The 25453-nt window shown below is 62.3% G+C and carries 24 protein-coding genes; 11 read left to right on the top strand and 13 right to left on the bottom strand.

Annotated elements, in window-relative coordinates; translation table 11 throughout:
* Window positions 1–21: 21 nt before the first annotated feature.
* The 5 genes from F6X42_RS11705 to F6X42_RS11685 form a co-directional block, all read right to left on the bottom strand.
* A complete protein-coding gene (locus tag F6X42_RS11705) occupies window positions 22–1971 on the bottom strand; it encodes a putative bifunctional diguanylate cyclase/phosphodiesterase (protein ID WP_187634365.1) in 1950 nt (649 codons plus the stop codon).
* 204 nt (window positions 1972–2175) lie between these two features.
* Window positions 2176–3117, bottom strand: coding sequence for an ABC transporter substrate-binding protein (locus tag F6X42_RS11700; RefSeq protein WP_187634364.1), 942 nt, complete (start codon window positions 3115–3117; stop codon window positions 2176–2178).
* A gap of 131 nt (window positions 3118–3248) precedes the next feature.
* Window positions 3249–4277, bottom strand: a complete 1029-nt coding sequence (locus F6X42_RS11695; protein WP_187634363.1) for an ABC transporter permease — start codon at window positions 4275–4277, stop codon at window positions 3249–3251.
* A gap of 13 nt (window positions 4278–4290) precedes the next feature.
* The gene (locus F6X42_RS11690) at window positions 4291–5808 is read right to left on the bottom strand and encodes a sugar ABC transporter ATP-binding protein (protein ID WP_187634362.1); all 1518 of its coding nucleotides are present in this window, start codon (window positions 5806–5808) and stop codon (window positions 4291–4293) included.
* Between the two features lie 91 nt (window positions 5809–5899).
* Window positions 5900–6661: a GntR family transcriptional regulator gene (locus F6X42_RS11685; protein ID WP_187634361.1), complete on the bottom strand. Its 762-nt coding sequence runs from the start codon at window positions 6659–6661 to the stop codon at window positions 5900–5902.
* Window positions 6662–6850: 189 nt separating this feature from the next.
* On the opposite strand from F6X42_RS11685, the gene F6X42_RS11680 reads away from it, so the two are divergent.
* From F6X42_RS11680 to yfcF, 3 genes are all read left to right on the top strand, one after another.
* Window positions 6851–8146, top strand: a complete 1296-nt coding sequence (locus F6X42_RS11680) for an L-fuconate dehydratase (RefSeq protein WP_187634360.1) — start codon at window positions 6851–6853, stop codon at window positions 8144–8146.
* Between the two features lie 322 nt (window positions 8147–8468).
* On the top strand, window positions 8469–9665 hold the full coding sequence (locus F6X42_RS11675; protein WP_187634359.1) for an aminotransferase class V-fold PLP-dependent enzyme: 1197 nt from the start codon (window positions 8469–8471) through the stop codon (window positions 9663–9665).
* 229 nt (window positions 9666–9894) lie between these two features.
* Window positions 9895–10527, top strand: a complete 633-nt coding sequence (yfcF, locus tag F6X42_RS11670; protein WP_187634358.1) for a glutathione transferase — start codon at window positions 9895–9897, stop codon at window positions 10525–10527.
* A 110-nt stretch (window positions 10528–10637) separates the two neighbouring features.
* Here yfcF and F6X42_RS11665 read toward each other — a convergent pair whose 3' ends face one another.
* Complete coding sequence (locus tag F6X42_RS11665; RefSeq protein WP_187634357.1) at window positions 10638–10796, bottom strand: hypothetical protein; 159 nt, start codon at window positions 10794–10796, stop codon at window positions 10638–10640.
* Window positions 10797–11116: 320 nt separating this feature from the next.
* On the opposite strand from F6X42_RS11665, the gene F6X42_RS11660 reads away from it, so the two are divergent.
* A complete protein-coding gene (locus F6X42_RS11660) occupies window positions 11117–11842 on the top strand; it encodes a cytochrome c oxidase assembly protein (RefSeq protein WP_246530057.1) in 726 nt (241 codons plus the stop codon).
* Window positions 11839–12351, top strand: coding sequence for a HemJ family protein (locus F6X42_RS11655; RefSeq protein WP_187634356.1), 513 nt, complete (start codon window positions 11839–11841; stop codon window positions 12349–12351). Before F6X42_RS11660 ends, F6X42_RS11655 begins: the two co-directional genes overlap by 4 nt.
* Here the strand turns inward: F6X42_RS11655 and F6X42_RS11650 are convergent.
* A complete protein-coding gene (locus F6X42_RS11650; protein WP_187634355.1) occupies window positions 12315–12827 on the bottom strand; it encodes a DUF2231 domain-containing protein in 513 nt (170 codons plus the stop codon). The genes F6X42_RS11655 and F6X42_RS11650 overlap by 37 nt on opposite strands.
* Window positions 12828–12878: 51 nt before the next feature.
* On the opposite strand from F6X42_RS11650, the gene coxB reads away from it, so the two are divergent.
* The 6 genes from coxB (at window position 12879) to F6X42_RS11620 (ending at window position 19476) form a co-directional block, all read left to right on the top strand.
* Complete coding sequence (gene coxB, locus F6X42_RS11645; RefSeq protein ID WP_187634354.1) at window positions 12879–13565, top strand: cytochrome c oxidase subunit II; 687 nt, start codon at window positions 12879–12881, stop codon at window positions 13563–13565.
* A complete protein-coding gene (gene ctaD, locus F6X42_RS11640; RefSeq protein ID WP_187634353.1) occupies window positions 13562–16099 on the top strand; it encodes a cytochrome c oxidase subunit I in 2538 nt (845 codons plus the stop codon). The genes coxB and ctaD overlap by 4 nt, the downstream gene beginning before the upstream one ends.
* Complete coding sequence (locus F6X42_RS11635) at window positions 16096–16431, top strand: hypothetical protein (RefSeq protein ID WP_184055744.1); 336 nt, start codon at window positions 16096–16098, stop codon at window positions 16429–16431. The genes ctaD and F6X42_RS11635 overlap by 4 nt, the downstream gene beginning before the upstream one ends.
* Window positions 16432–16484: 53 nt before the next feature.
* Window positions 16485–17810, top strand: a complete 1326-nt coding sequence (locus F6X42_RS11630) for a ferredoxin reductase family protein (RefSeq protein WP_187634352.1) — start codon at window positions 16485–16487, stop codon at window positions 17808–17810.
* Window positions 17811–17986: 176 nt separating this feature from the next.
* Entirely contained in the window at window positions 17987–18757 is a 771-nt protein-coding gene (locus F6X42_RS11625) for a tetratricopeptide repeat protein (protein WP_187634351.1), read from the top strand.
* 20 nt (window positions 18758–18777) lie between these two features.
* Window positions 18778–19476 carry a hypothetical protein gene (locus F6X42_RS11620; protein ID WP_187634350.1) on the top strand — a complete coding sequence of 233 codons (699 nt, stop codon included), beginning with the start codon at window positions 18778–18780 and terminating at the stop codon, window positions 19474–19476.
* A 101-nt stretch (window positions 19477–19577) separates the two neighbouring features.
* Here the strand turns inward: F6X42_RS11620 and F6X42_RS11615 are convergent, their stop codons facing one another.
* From F6X42_RS11615 to ehuA, 6 genes are all read right to left on the bottom strand, one after another.
* Complete coding sequence (locus F6X42_RS11615) at window positions 19578–20927, bottom strand: MFS transporter (protein WP_187634349.1); 1350 nt, start codon at window positions 20925–20927, stop codon at window positions 19578–19580.
* A 208-nt stretch (window positions 20928–21135) separates the two neighbouring features.
* Window positions 21136–21909, bottom strand: a complete 774-nt coding sequence (gene eutA, locus F6X42_RS11610; RefSeq protein ID WP_187634348.1) for an ectoine utilization protein EutA — start codon at window positions 21907–21909, stop codon at window positions 21136–21138.
* Window positions 21910–21912: 3 nt separating this feature from the next.
* The gene (gene ehuD / locus F6X42_RS11605) at window positions 21913–22572 is read right to left on the bottom strand and encodes an ectoine/hydroxyectoine ABC transporter permease subunit EhuD (RefSeq protein ID WP_187634347.1); all 660 of its coding nucleotides are present in this window, start codon (window positions 22570–22572) and stop codon (window positions 21913–21915) included.
* A 4-nt stretch (window positions 22573–22576) separates the two neighbouring features.
* Window positions 22577–23236: an ectoine/hydroxyectoine ABC transporter permease subunit EhuC gene (gene ehuC / locus F6X42_RS11600; RefSeq protein ID WP_187634346.1), complete on the bottom strand. Its 660-nt coding sequence runs from the start codon at window positions 23234–23236 to the stop codon at window positions 22577–22579.
* Window positions 23237–23310: 74 nt separating this feature from the next.
* Window positions 23311–24153, bottom strand: coding sequence for an ectoine/hydroxyectoine ABC transporter substrate-binding protein EhuB (ehuB, locus tag F6X42_RS11595; RefSeq protein WP_187634345.1), 843 nt, complete (start codon window positions 24151–24153; stop codon window positions 23311–23313).
* A 79-nt stretch (window positions 24154–24232) separates the two neighbouring features.
* Window positions 24233–25135: an ectoine/hydroxyectoine ABC transporter ATP-binding protein EhuA gene (ehuA, locus tag F6X42_RS11590; RefSeq protein WP_281393955.1), complete on the bottom strand. Its 903-nt coding sequence runs from the start codon at window positions 25133–25135 to the stop codon at window positions 24233–24235.
* Window positions 25136–25453 lie beyond the last annotated feature (318 nt).

The raw sequence follows: 25453 nt of genomic DNA, 5'->3' as shown, positions 1-25453 counted from the left end.
CGATCGTGTCGGTAACGGATATCAAAAGTCAGCGGGCGCGGCCTTGTCGGCAACACGCGCGTCGAGCACCGCTTCGCACTGCTCGATTTCGTCGTTGCACATCGGCTTGCCTAGCAGATAACCCTGCGCATGCGTGCAACCGCATACGCGCACGAAATTGAGCTGCTCCTGGTTTTCGATGCCCTCGGCCGTGGTCGGCATGCCGATTTCGCGCGCAAGCGCGACGATGCCGCGCACCACGGCCGCCGATTCCCGCCCATGCACGGACTCGCGGACGAACGAGCTGTCGATCTTCAGTTTGTCGAACGAGAAGCGCACGAGCGTCGACATCGTCGAAAAGCCGGTGCCGAAGTCGTCGAGCGCGAGCCCGATGCCCAATGCGCGCAACCGGGTGATATTGCGGCGAGTCACTTCGTCGTCGTTCAATAGCGCCGTTTCCGTGACTTCGAGATTGAGCCGCGTCGGCGGAAGCTTCGTTTTTCGAAGTATTGCCGTGACCGTCGATGCAAACGATTCCTCGCGCAACTGAACCGGCGATACGTTGACCGCGACGATCACCTTGTCGCGCCACGCCGCCGCAGCCATGCACGATTGCAGCAGCACCCATTCGCCCAATGCGAGGATCAGGCCGGTGCGCTCGGCGGTGGGAATGAACGCGGACGGCGACAACTCGCCGCGCGTCGGATGGGTCCAGCGAATCAGAGCCTCGCGGCCCGCTACTGCGCCGGTATTCAGATCGACGATCGGCTGATATTCCATGCGCAAACCGTTGAACGACTTCAGCGCGCCTTCGAGGTCACTGCGCAACAGGCTCAGGCTTTCGTCGGACACGTGCTGCTCGGCATCGAAAATCGCGAACGCGCTTTTGCCGCTTCGCTTGACGCCATACAACGCGCGGTCGGCGCAGATCAGCAATTGCGGGCCCGTTTTCGCATGTTCGGGATAAAGCGCGATGCCGACGCTCGCGCCGATATGGACGAGCGCTTCACTCAACACGAACGGCCGCGCCAGCGTTCTGACGATGCGATCGGCCAGCACGCGCACATCGCGAAGCTGCCCGGTGTCGTCCGAAATCGCGACGAACTCGTCGCCGGACAGACGGCCAACCTGATCGCCGCTCGGCAGCAGATCGCGCAAACGTGTCGCCGCTTCCTGAAGAATCTGGTCGCCGGCGGCATGGCCGAGACTGTCGTTGATCGCCTTGAAACCATCGAGGTCGATCAGCAGCACCGCGAACGCCTCGCCCTGCCGCGTCGAATGCTCGCCGCTGCGTTCGAGCAGCAATTCGCTGATACGCGCGCGATTCGGCAAACCGGTCAGGCTGTCCTGGCGCGCGAGGCGATGACTGTTTTCGCGCGCGAGCAGCAACGCGACGGTGTCGCGATTACTGCGCAGCGCGACCGTGAAAAAGCCGGCCGCGCAAAACGGCGCCTGAAATAGCAGCACGAGCTTGCCGTTGCCCGGCGACATCGCCGCGCCGATACTCAGAAAGCTGAGAATAAACACGATCTGCAATAACGCGAGCCGCGGCGTGCTCGCATTGCGGCCGGCCAATCCGCCGATCACACCGACCGCGCAAACGTTTCCAAGCAGAAATAGCGTGGGACTTGCGCTGATATTGCATAGCAATGTGCCGAAGCCGAATAGCGCGCTCCACAACAGACTCGCGAGAATAAACGCGGAAGTCGGGGTGGGCAGCCCTTGCGCGGCGCGCTTGCGGCATAGCCAGATCAGCAGGAGCCGCGCGATCAGCAACGCGACGACCGCAATGCCCCACGCGGCATACAGCGGAATCGGGTAAAGATAATACGCGGTCGCGCAAACGCTGATTTCGCAAATCGACGCAAAAACGATCGATGCGGTCCGCGTGAACAGGTTGGCAAGCAGAATCTGCCGGTTATCCGGACTCAGGTTCTGGGCCGTGGACACGACCCACCTGAAAAATGGAGACCTTGGTTCGGTAAAAGCCATGACCTGCGCATTCGACGGTGGGTGGGTCCGAATCGGCATGCGAATGGACGGCTCGTGCAGCGATCACATAAGCATAAAATATCAGATTAATGCAGGCAATGGCAGCCGTTGCGGAACGGCAATAAAAGAGAGGAAGAGCGCGGCTCTTCCTCTTTGATGATTTCCAGCAGCCTCGGCTTCCCGAGTCGCGATTGCCGGCCTTGCCTAGTCGTACAGCACGGCTGCGATCTTCGGATCGTTCATATTGGTCTTGTCGTACCAGTAGAAGCCGGTGTCGACCTTCTTCGGCAGCTTCTCCCCGTGCAGCGCCTTGACCGCCGAGTCGACCGTGCATTTGCCGATACCGACCGGATTCTGCGTAATCGCGCCGGCCATCAGGCCCGACATAATGTTCTCCTTCTGCTCCTTGCCGGAGTCGAAGCCGATCAGCACGAGTTTCTTACCCGATTCCTTGACGCCGATCGCCGCGCCTTCCGCGGAACCTTCGTTCGCACCGAAGATGCCCTTCAGGTTCGGATTGGCCTGGATCATTGCCTTGGCGATTTCCGCGGACTTCAGGTGATCGCCGGCGCCGTATTGCACGGACACGATCTTGATGTTCGGATGCTTCGACTTCATCTGGTTCAAGAAACCGTCGCGGCGATCGACACCGGTGCGGCTCGTCTGATCGTGCACGATCACGCCGACTTCGCCAGAATTGCCGATCAGCTCGGCCATCTTGTCGGCGGCGAGCGCGGCGGCGGCGACGTTGTCCGTCGAGCAGGTCGTCAAAGGAATATCGCTGTCGACGCCCGAGTCGAATGCGATCACCGGAATCTTCTGGTTCTGGGCGCGCTTGAGCAAGGGGATGGCCGCCTTGCTGTCGAGCGCGGCGATACCGAGCGCCTGCGGTTTCTTCGCGAGCGCGGCCGACAGCATGTCGATCTGCTTGTCGACCATCGCTTCCGTTTCCGGTCCCTCGAACGTGATCCTGACGTTGTTCGCTTTCGCGGACTGCTCGGCGCCCGATTTGACGGCCTGCCAGAACTGGTGCTGGAAGCCCTTCGAAATAAGCGGAATATACGGCTCGTCCGCATACGCGAGACAACTTCCGCCGACGAGCGCACCGACACCGACCGCGACACCGATTAGTCTTCTCTTCAACATGGGGCCTCCTCCAATGGTTGGGCTATCAAGCCGCTATCGAGCTTCAGGGGGAGCCTTCGCGCGCCCCTCTCGCTCATGGTTCTGGGTTTGCTGCTTATTTGCCGCCTATTTGCTGCTTCGTTGTTCCCGCGTCAACTGCTCCGGCTGCGCCGCAGGATGTCCGCATACACCGCCAGAATGATGATCAGACCCGTCACGACGATCTGCCACTCCTGCGCGACCGACATGATGCGCAGTCCGTTGGTCAGCACGCTCATGATGAAAGCACCGATGATGGTGCCGAGTATCGTGCCCGAGCCGCCGCTCAACGAGGTGCCTCCGATCACGACCGCCGCGATCGCATCGAGCTCGTAGCCCTGACCGAGCGCCGGTTGCGCCGAATTCAGCCGCGACGCGATCAGCAGACCCGCGATACCGCAGATCGAGCCGCCCACGCCGTAAATCGCGATCTTCCAGCGATCGACATTGACGCCCGAGAGCCGCACCGCTTCCTCGTTGCTGCCGAGCGCGAACGTATAGCGGCCGAGTGCGGTGCGATTGAGCGTAATAGAACTGACGATCGCAAGAAAGAACAGGATCAGTACCGCATTCGGAATCGGCACGCCCGGCAGGAAATAGCCGATCAGCGAGTCCTGGGAAATACGGTAGAAGTTCTCGGTATCGGTGAAATAGATCGGCTTGTCCGCCGATACGACGAGCGAAAGCCCTTTGAGCAGCATCATCATGCCGAGCGTCGCGATGAATGGCGGGATCTTCATTTTCGCGGTCAGCGTGCCGGATACCGTGCCGCATACCGCGCCCGTCGCGAGTGCCGCGAGTACGCCCATCCACATCGGCAGATGCCAGTAAGTGAGAAACACCCCGCAAATCACGGCGGTAAACGTCATCAACGTACCGACCGACAGATCGATGCCGCCCGTGATGATCACGAACGTGGCGGCGATCGCCAGCACGCCGTTCACCGCGGTCGCCTGCAAAATACCAAGGATGTTGTCCATCTGCATGAATGCCGGCGACGCGAAGCTGAAGAACACCAGCAGCAGGATGAGGCTCGCGAACGCGAGCATCTTTTGCACCGCGGTCGGCGCGAAAATGCGCGCTTTCAGGCCGGAAGTGCGTCTTTCGTTGTCCAGCGTCGCTGTATCCGTTTGCAATGTCATGTCATAGACCTCTTCAGGCTTGTGCCGTTTTCAGGGTTTCGCGTTGCGTCGCGAGATGCATGATGCGCTCCTGCGTCGCTTCGCTGGCGGACAGCTCGCCGGTAATGCGGCCTTCGCACATCACGACGATGCGGTCGCTCATGCGCAGAACCTCGGGAAGCTCGGAGGAGATCATCACGATCGCCTTGCCTTGCGCCGCCAGCGAGCGTAGCAGCTTGTAGATTTCGCTTTTCGCGCCGACATCGATGCCGCGCGTCGGTTCGTCGAAGAACAGCACGTCGCAATCGCGCTCGAGCCATTTCGCAATCACGATCTTTTGCTGATTGCCGCCGGACAGGAGCCGCACCTGCTGAGTCGCTGAAGGCGTCCGAATTGCGAGCAGCTTGATGAAGTGCCGCGCTCTTTTGCGAATCTGCCCGCCGCGCAGGAACATATTGAATGACAGGAACTTGCCGAGATCGGACATCACGATGTTCGATTCGACGTCCATTCCCGTGGCGAGGCCGAAGCGCTTGCGATCTTCGGACAGGTAGCCGATGCCGCGCCTGACCGCATCACTGGGCTTTTTGATCGACGCCTTCGCGCCCTTCACGAAAATCTCGCCCGATTCGACCGGATCGGCGCCGAATACCGCGCGCGCGACCTCCGTGCGGCCTGCTCCCATCAGGCCGGCGAAGCCGAGTATTTCGCCCTTGCGCAATTCGAAACTGACGTCGCGCACCAGCGGACCGGCAACGAGATTTCTCACTTCGAGCGCGAGTTCGCCTTTCATCGGCGCGCTCTCGACCGGCATCAAGTCGCTCAGCGTGCGTCCGACCATCATGCCGATGATCGTCTCGACACTGGTACCCTCGGTCGGCACGGTGGCCACATACTCGCCGTCGCGCATCACGGTGACGCGATCGGTGATCTGCTTCAACTCGTCCATCTTGTGCGAGATATAGACGACGCCGACGCCACGCTCTTTCAATTGACGGATGATCCGGAACAGTTCCGCGATCTCGGCATCGTTGAGCGCGGACGTGGGCTCGTCCATGATCAGCACGCGCGAATCGAAAGACAGTGCTTTCGCGATCTCGACCATCTGCTGACTCGCCACGGTCAACGTGCCGACCATCGTGCGCGGATCGAGTTTCACGTGCATGCGGGCGAGGATCTCGCTTGCCTGCGCATTCAGTTTGTCTTCGTCGAGGAACAGACCGAGACCTTTGCGCGGCTCGCGGCCGATAAAGATGTTCTGCGCGATGCTCAGATGATTCATCAGTTGCAGTTCCTGATGAATGATGCCGATGCCGACCGCCTGCGCGTCGCGCGGACTTTGAAAATCGACGGGTTTCCCGTCGAAGATGATTTCGCCGGAATCGCGCGTATAGACGCCGGCGAGAATTTTCATCAGCGTCGACTTGCCCGCGCCATTCTCGCCCATCAGCGCGTGGACCTCGCCGGCCATGAGTTCGAACCGGACGTCATGAAGCGCTCTGACGCCCGGAAAGCTCTTGCAAAGCTTGTTGACGGAAATGAGTGGGTTCATGTGCTGATCTGTCGACGGCTGCCTATATCACCAACGCTTTTGCGGTGGAGCTTTTTACGGCTTGAACAACGGCTTTCATGCCAGCTTTCATTCAAGGCGCGAACAGGTCGGGCCGCTCTTTTGCGGACCGGTGCAATTCGGCGACGACCTGGTCGAGATGATCGTGCATCGCTTTCGCGGCCGCATCGCTGTCGCCGGCGCAAAGAGCCTTGAAGATGGTCTCATGCTCTTCGAGCGTATGCACGACCCGTTCGGGACTCGAGAGCAATTGCCTCGCGCGATCCAGCGCATTGCGCGATACGGAGACGATTTCCTTCACGCGCGGCAGTTTCACCGCGTCGAGCAGGATTTCATGGAAAGCCAGATCGAGCGCGTGAAACGCGAGACGTTCGCCACTTCCGGCCAGACTGCGCTGCTGATCGAGGTTGCTGGCCAATGCGTCGAGCGTCGCCCGGTCGCGCATCAGCGCCACGCCACGCACCGTCTCGACTTCCAGCGCGCTGCGGATGAATAGATGCTGGCGGATGTCGTCGAGCGCAATCGGTTTGACGCGCGTGCCGCGCTGCGGCAATACCTCGACGAGACCCGCATGCGCAAGCCTCGCCAACGCGGATGACACCGGAAAGCGCGACACCCCCATCCGTTCGCACACGGCGATCTTGTCGATCATCATGCCGGGTTCCAACGCCAACGTAACAATCGCTTCTCGCAACGCCGCCTCGACCGCGTCGGTCAGGCTGCCGCGCTCGCCGCCGCCGACTTTTTGCAGTGCGACATACGGATCACCGGCGGCATTCTCAAGTTCGGTCGAGGAATTCACGAAGGCCTTGATTTCGAGAAGACATGCTAGCATGCTAGAAAGTGAATGCCGTGTTGTCAACGCGTACAAATGCCTGGGGATGCCTAGGGATGCCTGGTATCTGAGAACTACGGGCTTACCCGTACGGGCGGCAGGAACGCGCACATATAGACGTGCGCCGATAGCGATCCGTCTGCGTCCGCAGACGACAAGCCGATAGCCATAGCCCCGGAGGGCGCGCAGATGACCACGATCACCAGGCTGTCCGTTCGGGACATCCGGTTTCCAACTTCACGTTCGCTGGACGGCTCCGACGCGATGAATGCCGCGCCGGACTACTCCGCCACCTACGTCACGCTCGAAACCGACACACCGAATCTCACCGGCCACGGCCTCACGTTCACGATCGGTCGCGGCAATGAAATCTGCGTGTCGGCCGTGAATGCACTGACGCCGCTGATCGTCGGCAAAAAGCTCGAAGACATCGCCGCAAATATGGGCGCTTTCTGGCGCGCATTCACTTCGGATAGCCAACTACGCTGGATCGGTCCGGACAAAGGCGCGATTCATCTGGGCACCGCGGCGGTCGTCAACGCGGTGTGGGACCTGTGGGCGAAATCCGTCGGCAAGCCGGTCTGGAAGCTGCTGGTCGACATGAGCCCGGAAGAACTCGTGCGCTGTCTCGACTTTCGCTACGTGACCGATGCGATCACGCCGCACGAAGCACTCGCGATGCTGCACCGGCACGCCGGGACCAAAGGCGAGCGCGAAAAGGAAATGCTCGCGCACGGCTATCCGGCCTATACCACCTCCGCGGGCTGGCTCGGTTACGACGACGACAAGATTCGCCGTCTCGCGCGCGAAGGTGTCGCGCAGGGATGGACGCATTTCAAGCAGAAGGTCGGCGGCGATCTGGAAGAAGACGTGCGGCGCGCGCGCATTCTGCGCGAAGAGATCGGCGAGAACCTGAAGCTGATGATGGACGCGAACCAGGTGTGGGACGTCGATGAGGCGATCGCGAACATGCGCCGTCTCGCCGAGTTCGACCCGTGGTGGATCGAGGAGCCCACGAGTCCCGACGACATCCTCGGTCATGCGGCGATTCGACGGCGGCTCGGTTCGATTGGCGTCGCAACTGGCGAGCATTGCCACAATCGGGTGATGTTCAAGCAACTGCTGCAGGCGCAAGCCATCGACTTTTGCCAGATCGACAGTTGCCGGCTCGGCGGACTCAATGAAGTGATCGTCGTACTGCTGATGGCCGCGAAGTTCGGTGTGCCGGTGTGCCCGCATGCGGGTGGCGTCGGTTTGTGCGAGTATGTCCAGCATATTTCGCTATTCGACTATATCTGCGTGTCGGCCTCGCTCGAGAATCGCGTGCTCGAATATGTCGATCATTTGCACGAGCATTTCGTGGATCCCGTCGTGATTCGCAACGGGCGCTACATGCCGCCGCAAAGGGCGGGGTATAGCATCGAGATGTTGGATGAGTCGTTGGACCGGTACTGGTTTCCCGAAGGACAAGCGTGGCAGGAATAAAGCCGGACGGTAAGGGTTCTATTTGCGTCGTTTCAGGCGTATAACGGCAAACTTCACTCACGCTGTTATCGCTCGATTCGATGCGCGCCACCCGCCCCTTACCCTCTCTGCTTTCGCTGCGCGCCATTGAACTCACCGACAAAGGCCGCGCGTACTGTGCGAAAGTCCACGCGGCTTTCGAACTGTTGCGACTCGGCACCAGCGAAGTCCGCGCATTCTCGACCGAACGTAAAGCGCTGAGTGTCGGCCTGCTGTCTTCATTCGCGAGCCGCTGGCTTGCGTCGCGAACGTCTGAATTCAACTCATACACTCGGAGCCGCCAATGTCTTCTCCGCTGTCGCCCGCTGTCATCGACGCAATGCGCGCCCGCACACCCGGCGTTCGCAGTACCACGCACTTCAATCATGCGGGCGCGTCGCTGCCGTCGGCCGCCACGCTCGAAGCGATTCACGCGCATCTGTTGCGCGAAGCCTCGATGGGCCCCATGGAAGCGGGCGCGGCTGCCCGTGAACAGACCGAACGGGCGCGCACGCTCGCCGCGCGACTGCTGAACGCCCAGCCGGTCGAGATCGCGTTGACGACAGGCAACTCGCCGGGATGGGGTGCCGCTTTCGCGGCATTGGGTCCATGGCGCGCAGGACAACGCATCCTCGTTGCGCGGCACGAATGGGGCGGCAATCTCGCGACGATGCGTCTGGTGGCGCAGCGCGCGGGTGCATCGATCGAGACGATTCCGTCCGATGCCAGCGGCAGGGTCGATCCTCGCGCGCTCGAAGCGATGCTCGACGACCGGGTCCGACTGATTGCGCTCACGTGGCTGCCGGCCAATGGCGGACTGATCAATCCAGCCGCCGCGATTGGGCGCATAGCACGCCATCACGGCATTCCGTATTTCATCGATGCGGCGCAGGCCGTCGGACAACTTCCGATCGACGTCGCCGAGGTCGGCTGCGATGTGCTGGCGGGCGCGGGCCGCAAGGCGCTGCGCGGACCGCGCGGCACCGGATTGTTATATGTACGACAGGACTTTCTGCCTCACCTGATGCCGGCCTTCGTCGACACGCACTCCGCGCCGCTCGATGCCAATGGCGACCCTGTACTGCGCGACGATGCCGCGCGTTTGGAATCATCGGAAGCGTCGCTTGCGCTGCATTGCGGATTGGCGAATGCATTGGAGGAAGCGCTGGAAATCGGCATCGACAACATCCGCGCGCAGATCGATCGGACCGCGCAAACTTTGCGCGAGGAACTGGCCGCGATGCCGGGCGTTTCCGTACTCGACCAGGGTGTCGAACGATCCGGGCTGGTGTCGTTCAACGTCGCCGGACTCGACGCGATGTCAGTGCGACGCGCGTTGGCGACACAGGGCATCGCGATCGGTTCGAATGGCGTCGCCTATACGCCGTTCGATATGACGAGCCGAGGACTGACACAGATCGCCCGCGCGTCGGTCAGCTACCTGACCACCAACGCCGAAGTTGATAAATTACTCGCTGGGATACGGACGTTGATGCGTTGAGTACTCGAGTCATAGAGAACATTGCGTCAGTCAAATGAATAGAAGCGCCTCTTTCAACTCAATCGGCCGCACACGACCATGAACTCCGCGTCATCGCACCGCCTCGATTTATCAGCTCACACCCCAGTTGGTCTGGGCGCGGTCGGCACCGTATCGGCGCTAGGCTGCCTGCTTGCCTGTGAGATGGCCAATCCGCACTGGTGAAAGACCGCACAAAAACGGAGCCCCTATGCCACAACAGCCCTTCCAGCTCTACACCGACGCGCAGTTCGCGAGCCCTTACGCGATGTCCGTCTTTGTCACGCTTCACGAGAAGCGCTTGCCGTTCGAGCTTTCGACCGTCGATCTCGCGAGCAAAGCGAATCACGCGTCGGACTATGCGGCCCGCTCTTTGACGCGGCGCGTGCCGACGCTGATATACGAAGACTTCGCGTTGTCGGAATCGTCGGCAATTACCGAGTACCTCGACGAGGCTTTTCCGCAGACGCCGGTTTATCCGCGGGATCGACGTCTGCGCGCGCGAGCGCGCCAGGTGCAGGCCTGGTTGCGCAGCGATCTGCTGCCGATCCGCGAGGAGCGTTCCACCGAAGTGATTTTCTACGGATCACGCCGCGGCCCGCTTTCCAGCACCGCACAAGAAGCGGCACAAAAACTTTTCGCCGCCGCCGATGCTCTGCTTCCAGCCCATTCGCCAAATCTGTTCGGTGAATGGTGCATCGCGGACATGGACCTTGCATTGATGCTCAATCGGCTCGTTCTGAATGGCGATCCCGTTCCACACAAGCTCAAGGAATACGCCACGCAACAATGGCGGCGCGCCAGCGTGCAACAGTGGGTCCAATTGGAACGTCCACCACTCTGAAGTTAACGGGTGTGGCCGCCCCCCATGCCGAAAAGCCATCGAAAGAAGCGGCAAAGAACCGCAAAAAATCTCAGTCGGGGCGCATTAAAGAAATATGGCAAATACAAATATTACGTTCGCGTTCTATCCGATTTTCTCTGCTCCGCCATTGCGCGATTTCTCGCCCGCTCCCTTTGCTGTTTGACGCGCACGATTGTGACAACGATCAACACGATTGCCAGCAATGTCAGTTCGATCATTGCAGGAATTCGAATGGGGTCATAAAACATGACGGGCCTCCGTACATGGTTCCATCATAGTACGCAGGCAACAAAACTTTGGAGTATTGCGCTGCACCATTGCAATCTTATCGTCGCCATTACAGCAGCTTTATCCAACCGGATAAATCCGCGACTGACAAATTGCAAACATTCTGTCACGCAGAAACTTACAGCATTCAGATAGCTGTCCCTAAACAGTTTATTTGCGCTAGAGTACAGAAGCGATCAGTTTGGATCGTGAATCGTCCCGACAATTCAAAGGTGTTTTCTGCCACGCGTTTGGTTGCGTGTACTCAAGAAGCACCTGGACTCGTTGAAGACATCGCGCCATGCCATATTTCCCTGTCGCCTACTGTGGTCCCGCGGCTGTCCCCGCAAGCCTGTGGCTGCGCTGGAATACAGATCCGCCGTTGCTCGTCGCGCTCGCGGCGCTCGCATGGGTCGTGGCTAGTGGCCGCTCGGCGAATGCGCGGGCGGGATGGGTCGCCGTCGCGCTGATGGCCGTCGTGTTCGTGTCACCGCTGTGCGCGTTGTCGTCGGCATTGTTCTCCGCGCGCGTCGCTCATCACATCATTCTGATCGCTGCCGTCGCCCTCCTGCTCGCCCTCGCGTTTCCGCTGCCGCGCCTCGCGCATCCGCCGCTCGTGCCGGTGGTCGCCGCGCATGCGGTGATCCTCTGGCTGTGGCATGCGCCGGGGCCCTATGCGTGGGGACTGTCCACCGTACCCGGCTACTGGCTGATGCAGTTCACGTTGCTCGGCAGTGCATGGCTGATGTGGCGCAGCATCTTCTCGCCGTTGCTGCCGACCGGCCCCGCGCTGATGGCGCTCGTCGCGACGATCGGCCATATGGGCCTGCTCGGCGCGTTGATCGTGTTCGCGCCGGTGCCGCTCTACGTCGTGCACTTCGCGACCACCGCCGCGTGGGGCCTCACCCCGCTCGCCGACCAGCAACTCGCCGGACTGTTGATGTGGGTACTAGCGATGATCCCCTATCTCGCGGCAGGACTTTCGCTCGTCTGGTCGAGCCTGCGCGTCGGAGAACCCGCACTGTGACGACCCTTCTGAAGTTCATTCATCTGGCCGCGATCTCGATCTGGTCGGGCGGTCTGATCGTGCTGCCGTATCTGTTCTGGCAACGCCGTGGGCTTGCGGCGGGCACCGAGCTCGACCGGCTGCACCGCATCACGCGGCTCGTGTTCGTGGAACTGACCTCGCCCGCCGCTTTCGTCGCGATTGCGAGCGGCACCGTGCTGATTTTTCTGCAGGCCACCTTCGTCGAGTGGTTCACCGCGAAGATGGTGTTCGTCGGCATCATGGCGATGCTGCACGTGCTGGCCGGCCTCTTGCTGCACGATCTTTATCTGCCCGGCGGCCGGTTCAGCTCTGCCTCGGCGATCACGCTAACCATCGCTTATCTGATCGTGATCGTCGCGATCATCTGGATCGTGCTGGCCAAGCCGCACATCGACTCGAACATGCTGGCCCCGCATCTGTTCGAGCCGGGCGCACTTGGCCGGTGGCTGCATCATTCCTTCGGCGAAACCAGAATCCCCACGCCATGATCGAACACGAGCTTGCCTCCATGCCACCCGGCGAAGCCCGTCATCACCGAGCTGAGCACCGACAGCACGAGACCATGCGGCAGGATCTCATCCGGGTACAGAAGCCGCAGGCCCCAGTTCGCGCCCGCGAGCGCAACGAGCGTCATCGCGGCGACCGCATGCGACCAGCTCGCCTCCTTCAGGCGAATGCCGCGCACGAGCAGCAGCTCGGCCGTGCCGACCGCGCTTGCGGCAACGCCGCTCCAGAACGCGAAGCCGGCAGCCCACAGTCCGGCGCGGATCCAGAACGGGTCGCCCGTCCACCAGTAGATCACGTCGACGCCCAACGTCGCGACGACGAACGCGATCGGGAAATGCACCATCATCACGTGAATCGGATGGCCGACGAGCGCCACCGCCGAGCCCTTGTCGAGCCGCAGCAGTTCGAGCGTCACTTCGCTTCGCGTCTCGGTGCCAGACTTGCCTTTGTTTGCCATGGTGCTGTGCCCTCGCGTCGAATGCCTGGTGGTGCAAACCATCATAGCTGCTTGCGTCTGACGGTCCAAGCAGCATCGCTCGCGGCGTTGTCCGGCTGCACCGGGCCACTGTCGACGCTCGAACCGTCGGGCCCGGCCGCCGCATCGATCGCCGGCTTGTGGTGGGTGATGCTGGCGGGCGCGGCGATCCTGTTCGCGATGGTGCTCGTGCTGTTTCTGTTGACGGTCTTCCGGCCAGGCTGGGGCTCGCGCGTGTCGCCCGCGCGCTGGGTCGTGCTCGGTGGTCTGGTGCTGCCCGCGGTGATCCTGATTCCGCTGATCTGCTACGCGCTGTACGCGGGCGAGTTGCTGCTGCCGCTGCGCGCACATGCGCCCGCGCGCATCGAGGCGATCGCGCAGCAATGGCGCTGGACTTTCCGCTATCCGGAACTCGGCAACGTCGAAACCGCAAACGTGCTGCATCTGCCAGCTGGCACACCAGTCGACATCGCGGTGACCAGCCTCGACGTCGTGCACGCGTTCTGGATTCCGCGCTTCGCGGGCAAGATCGACGCGGTCCCCGGCCACCACAATCTGCTGCGTATCCAGGCCGATCAGCCCGGCGAGTACGCCGGACAATGCAACCAGTTTTGCGGCATCGGTCACGCGGGGATGCACTTCACCGTGATCGTCGATCGTCCGGAAGATTTTCCGGCCGCAGTCAAAAGCGCCGCCGCCAGCGGGGAGGTGAAGAAATGAGTGTGCCCGTCGAGCCACCATCGCAGCGCATCAACGCGCTGCGGCTGCATCGCCAGCTTGCCGCGATCTGGGCCACCGGGCCGGGCGTGCAGAAGCTCGCCGCGGTCAACCATACGGTGCTCGGCATGCGCATGATGATCACGTCGTTCGTGTTCTTCGCAATCGCCGGGATTCTCGGCATGCTCACGCGCGTGCAGCTCGCCACACCGCATGCGGCCTTCATGGACGTGGAGACCTATAACCAGGTCTTCACGATGCATGGGTCGATGATGCTGTTCCTGTTCGCGATCCCGATGGTGGAAAGCTTCGCGGTCTATCTGACGCCGAAGCTTCTCGGCGCGCGCGACTTCGCGTTTCCGCGCCTGACCGCTTACGGCTACTGGTGCTATCTGTTCGGCGGCACGATCCTGACGGTGTCGCTGATTCTACGCAGCGCGCCCGACGGCGGCTGGTTCATGTACACGCCGCTCAGCTCCAACGTGTACACGCCCGGGTTGAACGCCGACGTGTGGCTGCTCGGTATCACGTTCGTCGAGATTTCGGCGCTGTCGCTCGCGATGGAAATCGTCGTGTCGATCCTGAAGTTGCGCGCGCCGGGTATGTCGCTGGATCGCATGCCGATCTTCGCGTGGTACATCCTCGTCACCGCGATGATGATGATCGTGGCGTTTCCGCCGCTGATTCTCGGCTCGATCCTGCTCGAGGTGGAGCGCGCGTTCAACCTGCCGTTCTTCGATCCGACGCGCGGCGGCGATCCGCTGCTGTGGCAGCACCTGTTCTGGCTGTTCGGCCACCCCGACGTGTACATCATCTTCCTGCCGATGGCCGGCGTGCTGTCGACGATGATCCCCGTGTTCGCGCGACGCAAGCTCGTCGGCTATCGCACGATCGTCGTCGCGATCATCGCACTCGCGTTCCTGAGCTTCGGCATCTGGGTGCACCACATGTTTACGGTGGGTATTCCACATCTGGCGCTCGCGTTCTTCTCGGCAGGCTCGGCGATCGTCGCGGTGCCCACCGCGATCCAGTTCTTCGCGTGGCTCGCCACGCTGTCGCACGGCCGCCCGCGTTGGGACGTGCCGATGCTGTACATCTTCGGCTTCTTTTTCGTGTTCACGTGCGGCGGCCTGACCGGCGTGATGCTTGCGATGGTGCCGTTCGACTGGCAGGCACACGACACCTACTTCGTCGTCGCGCATCTGCACTACGTGGTGGCCGGCGCGCTCGCGTTTCCGATGCTCGCGGCGTTCTATTACTGGCTGCCGCTGCTGACCGGCCGCACCGCCGTGCATAAACTTTCCGTGCCCGCGTTCTGGCTCGTGTTCATCGGCTTCAACATGACGTTCTTCATGATGCACCTGACCGGCCTGCTCGGCATGCCACGCCGCGTCTTTACCTATAGCGGCGACGAAGGCTGGAACTGGCTCAATCTGCTGTCGTCGGTGGGCAGTTTCGTGATGACGATCGGCTTCGCGCTCGTCGTGATCGACATCATCGCGCAGCTGCGCTTCGGCCAGCGCGTGCGACGCAATCCCTGGCAGTCGACCACGCTCGAATGGGCCATGCCGATTCCGCCCGCGCCGTATGCTTTCGCGTCGATTCCACACATGGACGCCGAAACCGAAAAAGTCCCGCCCGGCCAGCTCGCGACCTCGCTTGCGCGCGGCGAAGGCTATCTCGGCTTTACGCGCAACGGCTGGCAGGAGACGCTAGGCGTGCATATGACCTCGGGCGAGCCCGAACAGCTGATCGTGCTGCCGAACTCGACGTATCTGCCGCTCGTCACCGCGCTCGTGACCGCCGCGGCGGTGCTCGCGATGCTGTTCAAGTTCTATCTGCTGTCGGTCGCGTTCGCGTTCGTCACGTTTGGCCTCTTCATCTTCGCGGGCCAGAGCGCGGGCCACGCGCGCGACTATGGTGCGTTGCCGGTCGGCCGTGGCATCAGCGTGCCGCCGCATACCGAGGTGGCCGGTTCGCCGTCATGGCTTTCGATGATCTGCGCGCTGGTCGCGAACGGCACGCTGTTCACCTCGCTGATCTTCGGCACGTTCTATCTGTGGATTGCCGCGCCGAACTGGCCGGCCGCCGTGACGCCGCATCCGAGCCGCCTGCTCGCGCTCGTCGCGGCCGTCGCGCTCGCGGTGGCCGCAGCCGCCACGCGTGGCTCGTTGCGCGCGGCCGCCGCCGAGCGCAAACCGCACGGCACGATCGGACTGAGCGCGATCGCGCTGATCGTCGCGCTCGTCGCCTGCGTGATGCTGATCAACGGCGTGACACCGAATCCGCGCGAGCATGCGCTCGGCGCGACGGCTGCTGCGCTGCTCACGTACATCGCGGTTCACGCGGGCGTCGGGTTGTTGTTCCTCATCAGCAACGTGCTGCGCGTCGGCGCGGGCTTCGTTTCCGCTCGACGCCTGACCGATCTGCGCCTCTCGCGCCTGTGGGTCGATTACACGCTGGCGACGGGCATCATCGCGCTTGGACTCGTGCTCGCGCTGCCGAGCCTCGTCGCGATGCTGGGAGCCAGACCATGAATGCGCGTCCGCTTTCGCCACGGCGGTTGTGGTGGCTCGCCGTCGGCTTCGCGATCTGGTGCCTCGCGTTCGTGATCCTGTATGCGCTGCATGCGATCGGCTGCGCGTTCGCGTGGCCCACCGGCCCGCTGCGCGCGAGTCTCGCGATCATTCTGCTGCTGCATCTGATCGCGATCGGCTGGCTATGGCGCTATCGCGCCGCGACGCGCGACCCCGGGCCCGAGCGCATCAGCTCGTTCATGCATACCGTCGTCGTCTGGACCCTGATCGCGGCGCTGGTCGCGACCGTGATCACGTTCGGGCCCGCGCTGCTGCTCACCACCTGCGTCTGAACGCCGACTGAGCGCCAGCGGGGCCGCCGCCCCCCCGGCATGGAGAAGCACTGATGCAGTCTCAGGATCTCGCGCGCAAGGTCATCTGGTCGGCCATCTATCTGTTGTTCATTCTCGCGCCGCTGTTTGCGCTGCTGGCCGGCACGCTGCCGCCCGCGCGCAACTTCGGCACCGAGTTCTCGGTGGCGCTCGGCTACTCCGGCCTCGCGATGATGGGCCTGCAATTCGGCCTTACCGCGCGCTTTCGTCACGTGACCGAGCCGTGGGGCGAGGACGTCATCTACCATTTCCATCGACGCGTGTCGCTGCTCGCGGTCAGCCTCGTCGTCGCGCATCCGCTGATTCTGTTCGCGATCCGCTCGGACAAGGTCGCGATGCCCCACTCGCTACTCGACGTACCGTGGGGTGCGTGGTTCGCCTTTCTGTCGATCGGCGCGGTGATCGTGCTGGTGATCACCGCGCTGTGGCGCAAGCAGCTGAAAATCCCCTACGAACTATGGCATCTATCGCATATCGGGCTCGCGCTCGTGGCGATCTTCGGCGGCGTGCTGCATATGATCGGCTGGAGCTTCTATCTGACCGATCCGCTCAAGCGCACACTGTGGGTCTGCATGACAGCATTCTGGATCGCGCTGCTGCTGTATGTGCGTTTGTTCAAGCCGCTGTTCATGCTCAGGCGTCCGTACCGGATCGCGAACGTGCGCGCCGAACGCGGCGACACCACGACCCTCGTGATGCAGCCCGACGGCCACGCTGGTTTTCGCTTCAAGCCCGGCCAGTTCGGCTGGCTCAACGTGTGGGGCAGTCCGTTCAGGATCACCGGACATCCTTTTTCGTTCTCGTCGAGCGCCGAGGCCGCGAATGGCCGCGTCGAAATGACGATCCGCAATCTCGGTGATTTCACCAGCACGGTGAAGACGATCGAGGCGGGTCAGCGCGTGTACCTGGACGGACCGTATGGCGCGTTCACGATCGGCCATCCGACTGACATGCACGTGCTGATCGCGGGCGGTATCGGCATTACGCCGATGATGAGCATGATCCGCACGCTCGCCGATCGCGGCGACCAACGTCCGCTGGTGCTACTGTACGGCGGCAAGACCTGGGGCTCGCTGACTTTCCGCGAGGAGCTCGATGCGCTGAAAACGCGGCTCGATCTGCGCATCGTCTATGTGCTGTCGGCCCCGCCCGAAGGCTGGAGCGGCGAGACTGGGCGCATCGACGCGGCGATGTTCCAGCGTCATCTGCCGCCCGGGTTCGCCGACCACGAGTATTTCATCTGCGGCCCGGACCCGATGATGGATGCAATCGAAACGGTGCTCGGCGAAATGAAGGTGCCCCGCATGCGCTACCATTCCGAACGCTACAGCTTCGTCTAGGAGACTTGCGATGCGTCGACTATTGGCCAATCGTCTCGTCGTTGCGACCGGCGTGGTCGTCGTGGCGCTGTCGCTTCTTTTCGCGTATCTGCGCGTCGATTCGCTGCATTAGCGCCCGGTTACCCTGGTGACGGGCTCGCGGCGCGCTTTTCCTCACGCTCGAAGGTTGAATCAATATGCCCTACTTCTTTGGAATCGGTCTTCACGTTTTTATTGCGATCTTTTTCGCCGTCCACGCGATGCGCAATAACCAGGGCATCTATTGGCTATTCATTCTGTTTGCTTTTCCGCTGCTCGGCAGCGTCGTGTACCTGTTCGCGATCTATCTGCCGGGTCTGCGCCATTCGCGCGGCGCACGCGTAGCCACGCAGGCGATCACGCAATTCGTCGATCCGAATCGCGCGCTGCGTGAAGCGCGCGCGGATTTCGACCGCGCACCGACCGTGCAGCATCGGATGCGGCTCGGCGAGGCCTTGCTCGCGGCCGGCAATCCGCGCGAAGCGCTCGAACATTTTCAGGCCGCGGCGAACGGCCCGTTTGCGAACGATCCCGCGCTGCTGCTCGGTCTCGCACGCTCGCAGTTCGCGCTCGGCGACTACACGGCCGCCGATGCGACGTTGGCGAATCTGTTCTCGGTCAATCCGCAGGCGCGCAATCAGGGCGAGCCGGCGCTGCTGTACGCGCGCACACTGGCCGCGCTGAACGCGCCGGGCGCTCGCGCGGCATTCGAGCAGGCGCTGACCTGCGCGAGCGACGTCGCGCCGCGCTGCCTGTTCGCCGACTGGCTCGCCGCGCGACCGGAAGATGCGGACCGCCGGCGCGCAGGCGCGCTCTATGCCGAGATCGTGCAGGATGCCAAACATTGGCCGCGTCACGCGCGCGAGCACAATCGCGAGTGGCTGCAGCGCGCGCAGGCCGCGTTGGCCGCGGGCGCGACTCGAACCTGACCATGCCGAGGAGAACATCGATGCGACGCGCGACCCGGTCTGTTGCTTTGGCGCTGTGCGCCGCGATTGCGGCGAGTGCTTTCGGTGCGGGTGGCGCCTCGAGTTCCGTGCAGGCCGCTGGCGCGGACAAGCAGTTCGAATGGCCCGCGACTTTCGTGGTTCTCGGCGACGGCTATCCGCACTCGGGCGATGCCTGCCGGCGGCTCGGCGAGTCGACGGCGACCCTGAACTATCTCGACCACATGGCAATGCTGGTCGGCTGTCCGGGTTCGCGCGACAGCGCCGCCGTGCGCGCGATCGTCGGGCGTCAGCGGCACGCGCGCGTGGTCGGAGAAGCGGATGGCGTGACGCTGATTTCGATTTCGACTGAAAGCGCTCAGACCGGCTCGCAGACCCGCCACGTGCCCGTCAAGGAATCGCCTATCAGCGCGAGCGGCACGTTGCCGTGCGAGCGCGGCAACGGACAGACCAAAACGATGTGCAAGTTCGGCGTCGTGCATCACAGCGATCGATCGACTACGGTCGTGGTCTACTGGCCCGATGGCGCCACGCGGGCGATTTTCTTTGGCGTCGACGGTCGCGTGATGGGCACAGCGACGTCCGCGAGCGATCGGCCGATGCCCGGCGACACGCTGACGCGCAAGCATGCCGGCATCAATCTGATTTCGGTTGGCAATGAGCGCTACGAAGTCGAGGACACGGTTCTGTCCGGCGGTTGAATTGCGTTGAAGCACATCGGCGCAAGCCGTCCGCGGTAGACGCTCAATCGAACCCGCGTGGCCGAACCGCATCGCTATGCGGCTGGCCACGCCACGTTACTTCAAAGAACCACTTCCTGCTTCCCCGGAATGCCCTGCCCGCGCAACGAACACCCGCGCGTTTCAGGCACGAAGATCAACGCAATCGCACCAACGACGCACGCGGCCATCATGTAATAAGCGGGCACCAGCGCATTGCCGGTATGCGCGACGAGCCATTGGTTCGCCATAGGCGCCGTGCCGCCGAAAATCGACGTCGACAGGTTATACGCAATCGCCATCCCCGCGTAACGGACCTGGGTCGGAAACATCGCGGGGAACATCGCCGAGATGCTGGCGAGTTGCGGCACGTACAACAGCCCGAGCACCGCAAAGCCGATGAACGCACCGGCCAGGCCGAGCTTCATCAGCAGGAACATCGGAATCGCCGCGACGAACAGGCCGATCAGCGAAAACCACCAGACGTTCTTGCGTCCGACGCGATCCGAGAACGTGCCCGCGAACGGCAGAAACACCATCATCGCGAGCATGCCGATCAGCGGCACGAGCAGGGACATGTTGTCGCTCATGCCAAGCTGCTTCTGCATGAAAGTCGGCATATAGGCGAGCAGCACGTAGTTGACGACGTTCAACGCAACCACGAGTCCGCCGAGCTGGATCAGCGGTTGCCAATAGTCGCGCAGCAGTGCCTTCAGCGTGACGCAGCTATGCTGCTCCTTGTGCATCGATTGTTCGAGTTCGCGAAAGACCGGCGTGTCTTCGAGCTTCGAGCGCAGATAGAAACCGATCAGGCCGAGCGGCGCCGCGATCAGAAACGGCAAACGCCATCCCCATGAATGCATCGCCGTGTTGCCGAGCACGACGGAGCAACCGAGCATCAGAAACGCGCCGAGCGAAAAGCCTGACAGCGTCGCGAATTCGAGGAAGCTGCCGCAAAAGCCGCGCTTCTTGTCGGGGGCGTATTCGGCCATGAAGGTCGCCGCGCCGCCGTATTCGCCACCCGTCGAAAAGCCCTGGATCATTCGTAGCACGACGAGTATCGCCGGCGCCCACCAGCCGATGCTCGCGTAAGTCGGCACGAGTCCGACCAGCAGCGTTGCCACCGACATCAGGATGATCGTCAGCGCGAGCACGTGCTTGCGGCCGAGGCGATCGCCGAGCGGTCCCCAGAACAGGCCCCCTAGCGGACGCACGAGAAACGAAATGGCGAAGGTCGCGAGCGCGAATAAGGTCGCCTGCGCGGTGCTGCCGGGGAACAAGGCCGCCGAAATATAGCTCAGGCCATAGGCGTAAATTCCGTAGTCGAACCATTCTGTCGCGTTGCCAAGCGCCGACGCGGCAATTGCGCGTCGCAGCAAGCTGCTCGGCTGCGGTTGCGCGGTCTGCGCGGTCCATGAATCTGCGTAATGCATGTCTCCTCCAGGATGTCTTTGTGCGACACAGGCAACATCGCCCGAATTCAAGATACCGGCGACCAGCGCCTGCAACGATGTTCTAGGACGATGCAGGCATCGGGGTTTTCCATAAAGCCGGTAACCGATGTGGTAATCCGTACGCGTGCGTCGACGACGCGTCGTGCGCGTTCGGGAAAAACAACACGATCGGCGCGAAGCACTTCACTCAGCGCGTCGACAACGGCAGCGTCATCAAACGACCCTGCTGTGGCCTCGCGTCGTTCTCGCCGCATAGGCGCAAACACATCCATGCGGTCGCGAGGTTGCTACTCACTACCGCTTTGCCGATGGCGGCTTCGATTCGCGCTATGATCGGCGCGGCTCTCACCGCGGTGCACGAGATAAACAGCGCATCGGAGTCCGGCGCGATCGCGTCGCGCGCGAAGGCGACGATATCGTCGTGCGAAATCCGTGCCATCTCCCGGTCATCGGTCAGACCGAGGCATGAGAAGCGATCGATAACGAAGCCTTGCGCGGCAAAGTACCCGGCCATCGGCCGACTCGTTTCGGCGGTGTACGGCGTCAGCACGCTGATCCGCCGCGCGCCCAGCGTGTTGAGTGCGGTGACCGCAGCCGCGGTTGGGATAACGACCGTGGCCGACGGCTTCGCCGCATGAATCGCGCGCTCGATCTGCGCGTCGCCGATCATCACGGATGCCGACGTGCACGAATACATCACGACGTCGAGCGTTTCGTCGGGCAGGATCAGCGCCGCGCCTGCGCTCAGCGATGGCTGCATCGCTCGCAGATTGTCCGGCGTGACCGGGTTCGCATATGGCACGCGATTCACGTAGATGCCGATACGCTCGTTCGCAACCAGTGCCGCGAAGTCCGGCTCGGTGGTGTGATCGGTTGCGAGAATCACGAGGCCGATACGTTTATCGAAAGCGCGTTCGACCAGATGCGGCGCTCGCTCGAACTGCCGAATGATTGTTTGCATCGTTCAATGCCCCGGAGCGGGAAAGCGCTTTTCAAGGAGTCGCACACAGGCCACCGCGATCAGGCTGATGATCAGGAACAGCACGCCGACGAGCGTCATCGGCTCCAGATAGCGATAATCCGTATTCGCGATGATCTTCGCCTGATTCATCAATTCGAGGACCGTGATCGCCGACAGCAACGGCGTTTCCTTGAACATCGAGATCAGATAATTGGCGAGCGCGGGCACCATCGGCGGCACCGCTTCGGGCAGGATCACGTGCTGCCACGTTTGCGCGGGGCTCAGATTGCAGGCCTTCGCGGCTTCCCATTGCCCGCGCGGAATGCTTTCGATGCCGGCGCGATAGACCTCGGCCGCATACGTCGCGTAATGCACGCCTATCGCGAGCACGCCGGCCGCGAGCGCCGGCATCCGTATGCCGATGTCGGGCAGCACGTAGAACACGAAATACAGTTGCACGAGCAGCGGCGTGCCGCGAATAAAACTCGCGACCGCCGACGTGCCACGCGACACCGCTCGATTCGGCGCCAGCCGCAAAATAGCGATCGCCATGCCGACCACGGCCGCCACGACCGCGCCGAGCAGCGTAGCGAGCACGGTGATCTTCAATCCTTGCAGCAAGATCGGCAGAATCTCGCGCACGAAGCTCCAGTCCCATTCCATACGTCTATCTCCTGATGCGGTCGAGACCGAAGCTCATCCGGATTTCCAGCTTGCGCATACCGAACGAGATCAGACAGGCCATGGCGAAATACAGCGCGAGAATCGTCGCGAACGGGATCAACGTATTGCCGGTTTGCGAGCGCACCACCTGTGCCTGAAACGTCATGTCGCCGAGCGAGATCAGCGACACCACGGCCGTGCCCTTCAGCAGCTCGATCGCGTTGTTGCCGAACGTGGGCAGCATCAGTGGCAACGCTTGCGGAAGGATCACATGCCGCATGCGCTGATAGCGGGAAAGATTCAGCGCGATGCAGGCGCTGCGCTGCTCGTGGCCGATCGCGGCGACCGCGCCGCGCACCACTTCGGCACCGTACGCGCCGACGTTCAAACCGAGCGCGAGCACGCCGGCCTGCAGCGGCGTCAGCGTCAGGCCGGCCATCGGCAACACGAAGTACGCCCAGAATAGCTGCACGAATATCGAGGTGCCTCGAAAGAACTCGATATACGACGTAGCCAATGCGCGCACCACGAAGAAACGCGACAGGCGCCCGAGCCCCGCGACGAACGCCATCACGAGCGCGAGTACCGCACCCATCAGCGTCAGTTCGACGGTTGTCTGCGCCCCCTGCAGAATCAGCTGCAAATAGCCGGACCAGTGGTTCATCAACGCACCTCGCGCGCAATGTGTCGTGGGCCACGCGCGCTACCGCGTTGCGCGCATGGTGTCTTATCGCGGACTCAGTTCTTCGCCGCGCACAGTTTTTCGCGGCTCGTCGACATCGCCGCCTTCGCCGAGAAGCCATAGGGTTCGACGATCTTCGCGAACTCGCCGGAATCCTTCATCTTCTTCAGCTCGACGTCGAATGCATCGCGCAGCGCGGTGTCCTGCTTGCGGAACGCGACGCCGTCGCATTGCACTGGCGTGTTCTGCACGGGTGCGATCGATTCGAGGTTCGGGTCTTTCGCCTTTGAAAGCAGATCGGTGATCGACAGCAGCGGCAACGCGAATACGTCGATGCGGCCGTCTTGCAGCATCTTCAGACCGCTTTGCCCGTCCGGCACGATGATCACGCGATCGGTCGGAATATTCGCGGCGGTCGCGAGCTTCTGCTCGGTCGTGCCGCCTTCCACACCGATCACCGCCTTTGGATCTTTCGCGATTTCGTCGTAAGTCTTGATGCTCTTCGTGTTGCCTTTCTTGACCGCGAACGCTTCGACCGCGCACAGCACCGGCTGCGAATAGGCGACGGCCGCGCAACGCTGCGGCGTCATGAACAGCCCCGCCGCAATCGCGTCATGCCGCCCGGCCGCGAGGCCCGGAATCATCGCGCCGTACTCGGAGACCGACGCGACCACGTCGTTGACGCCGAGCTTCTTGAACACCGCGCGCGCGACATCCGGCGCCGCGCCCGTCACCTTGCCGTCGGCGCCGACTGCGGTGAACGGCGGTTCGTTCGCAATCGCGATGCGCGCGAAACCTTGCTGGCGCAGTTGCGTAAGCTTGTCGTCGGCGGCATAAGCGAGGCTCGCGAGTGTCAACAGCGACAACCCTCCCGCAATCAGAATCCCCTTTAGCTTCATGATTTTTAGCTCCTAAGGCGTAGTGGTATGGCGTAGTGAGTGATGTGCAGCGTGGGAAAACAATATGTTCCGACTCAGCTCAGATTCGATGCCCGGCGGCGAGAATCTTGCGCAGGAAGCTCTGGGTCCGCTCGTGTGTCGGATGCGTGAAGATGTCTTCGGGCTTGCCTTCCTCGACGATCCTGCCGCGGTCGAAGAACAGCACGCGGTCGGCGAAGTCGTGCGCGAAGCCCATTTCGTGCGTGACGAGCAGCATCGTCATATCGGTCTCACGCGCGAGCCGTTGCATCACGTTCAGTACTTCCTCGACGAGTTCGGGGTCGAGCGCGGACGTCACTTCGTCGAACAGCATGATCCGCGGCGCGAGCGCGAGCGCCCGCGCGATCGCCACGCGCTGCTTCTGCCCGCCCGACAGTTGCGCGGGACGGCTTTTCGCCTTGTCGGCCATGCCGACCATGTCGAGCAGCTCGAGCGCGCGCTTCTCGGCCGACTCACGGCTCTCGCCCTTCGTCAGCATCGGCGCGAGCGTCACGTTGTCGAGCACGCTCTTGTGCGGAAACAGATTGAAGTGCTGGAACACCATGCCGATCTTCTCGCGCATCTTCTGCAGATGCCGTTCGTTCGCCGGCACCATCTGGCCGCCGCGCGGCATATGGAACAGCTGTTCGCCGTCCACTTCGATATGGCCGCCGTCGATCGTCTCCAGCGTCATCAGGATGCGCAGGATCGTCGTCTTGCCCGATCCCGACGGACCGATCAGCGCGAGCTTCTCGCCGGGCATCACGTCGAGCGACAGTTCGTCGAGCACGGTCAGCGCGCCATATCTTTTCGTGATCCGGTTGAGCCGGATCAATGGCTTGTTCGCCGGGCTTTCGTCTCGGTGCGCCAGCGTGCTCGCGGGCGCGGCCGTGCGCCCGGATGAATGACTCGCCGGGGCGATGCCTGAAGCGCTCAGCAAATCGGTAACTCGCGCGGTGTTCATATCGATTCGATCCCGTTCGTCGTACATGACTTGAGTGAATGGAACGCGGCTGCGGCGCCACAAACGCCAGTAATGCGACCCAGAATACGCAGCCATATTTGCGATCCAGATTGCTCTAGAACAATTCTTTTTATGCGCGGGCAAGGGCGGCGCAGCGTGCATTGCAACAAATCCGCAGCGTCCGTCGATAACGTCATGGACATTGAACTAGCACATTCAGCGGCGTTTTTTCGCGGCATTAGACTGCGGCGAGAGATACCCGTGGACGCCCCATTCAGGTGCGCCGGGCGCCACTTTCCGCAACGACATCACGCTCAG

The organism is Paraburkholderia podalyriae (assembly GCF_014397785.1).
In the GTDB taxonomy this organism is placed as follows: Bacteria; Pseudomonadota; Gammaproteobacteria; order Burkholderiales; family Burkholderiaceae; genus Paraburkholderia; species Paraburkholderia podalyriae.
Note: the sequence above shows the minus strand (reverse complement) of the source record. Positions and strands in the feature narration are given on the sequence as shown.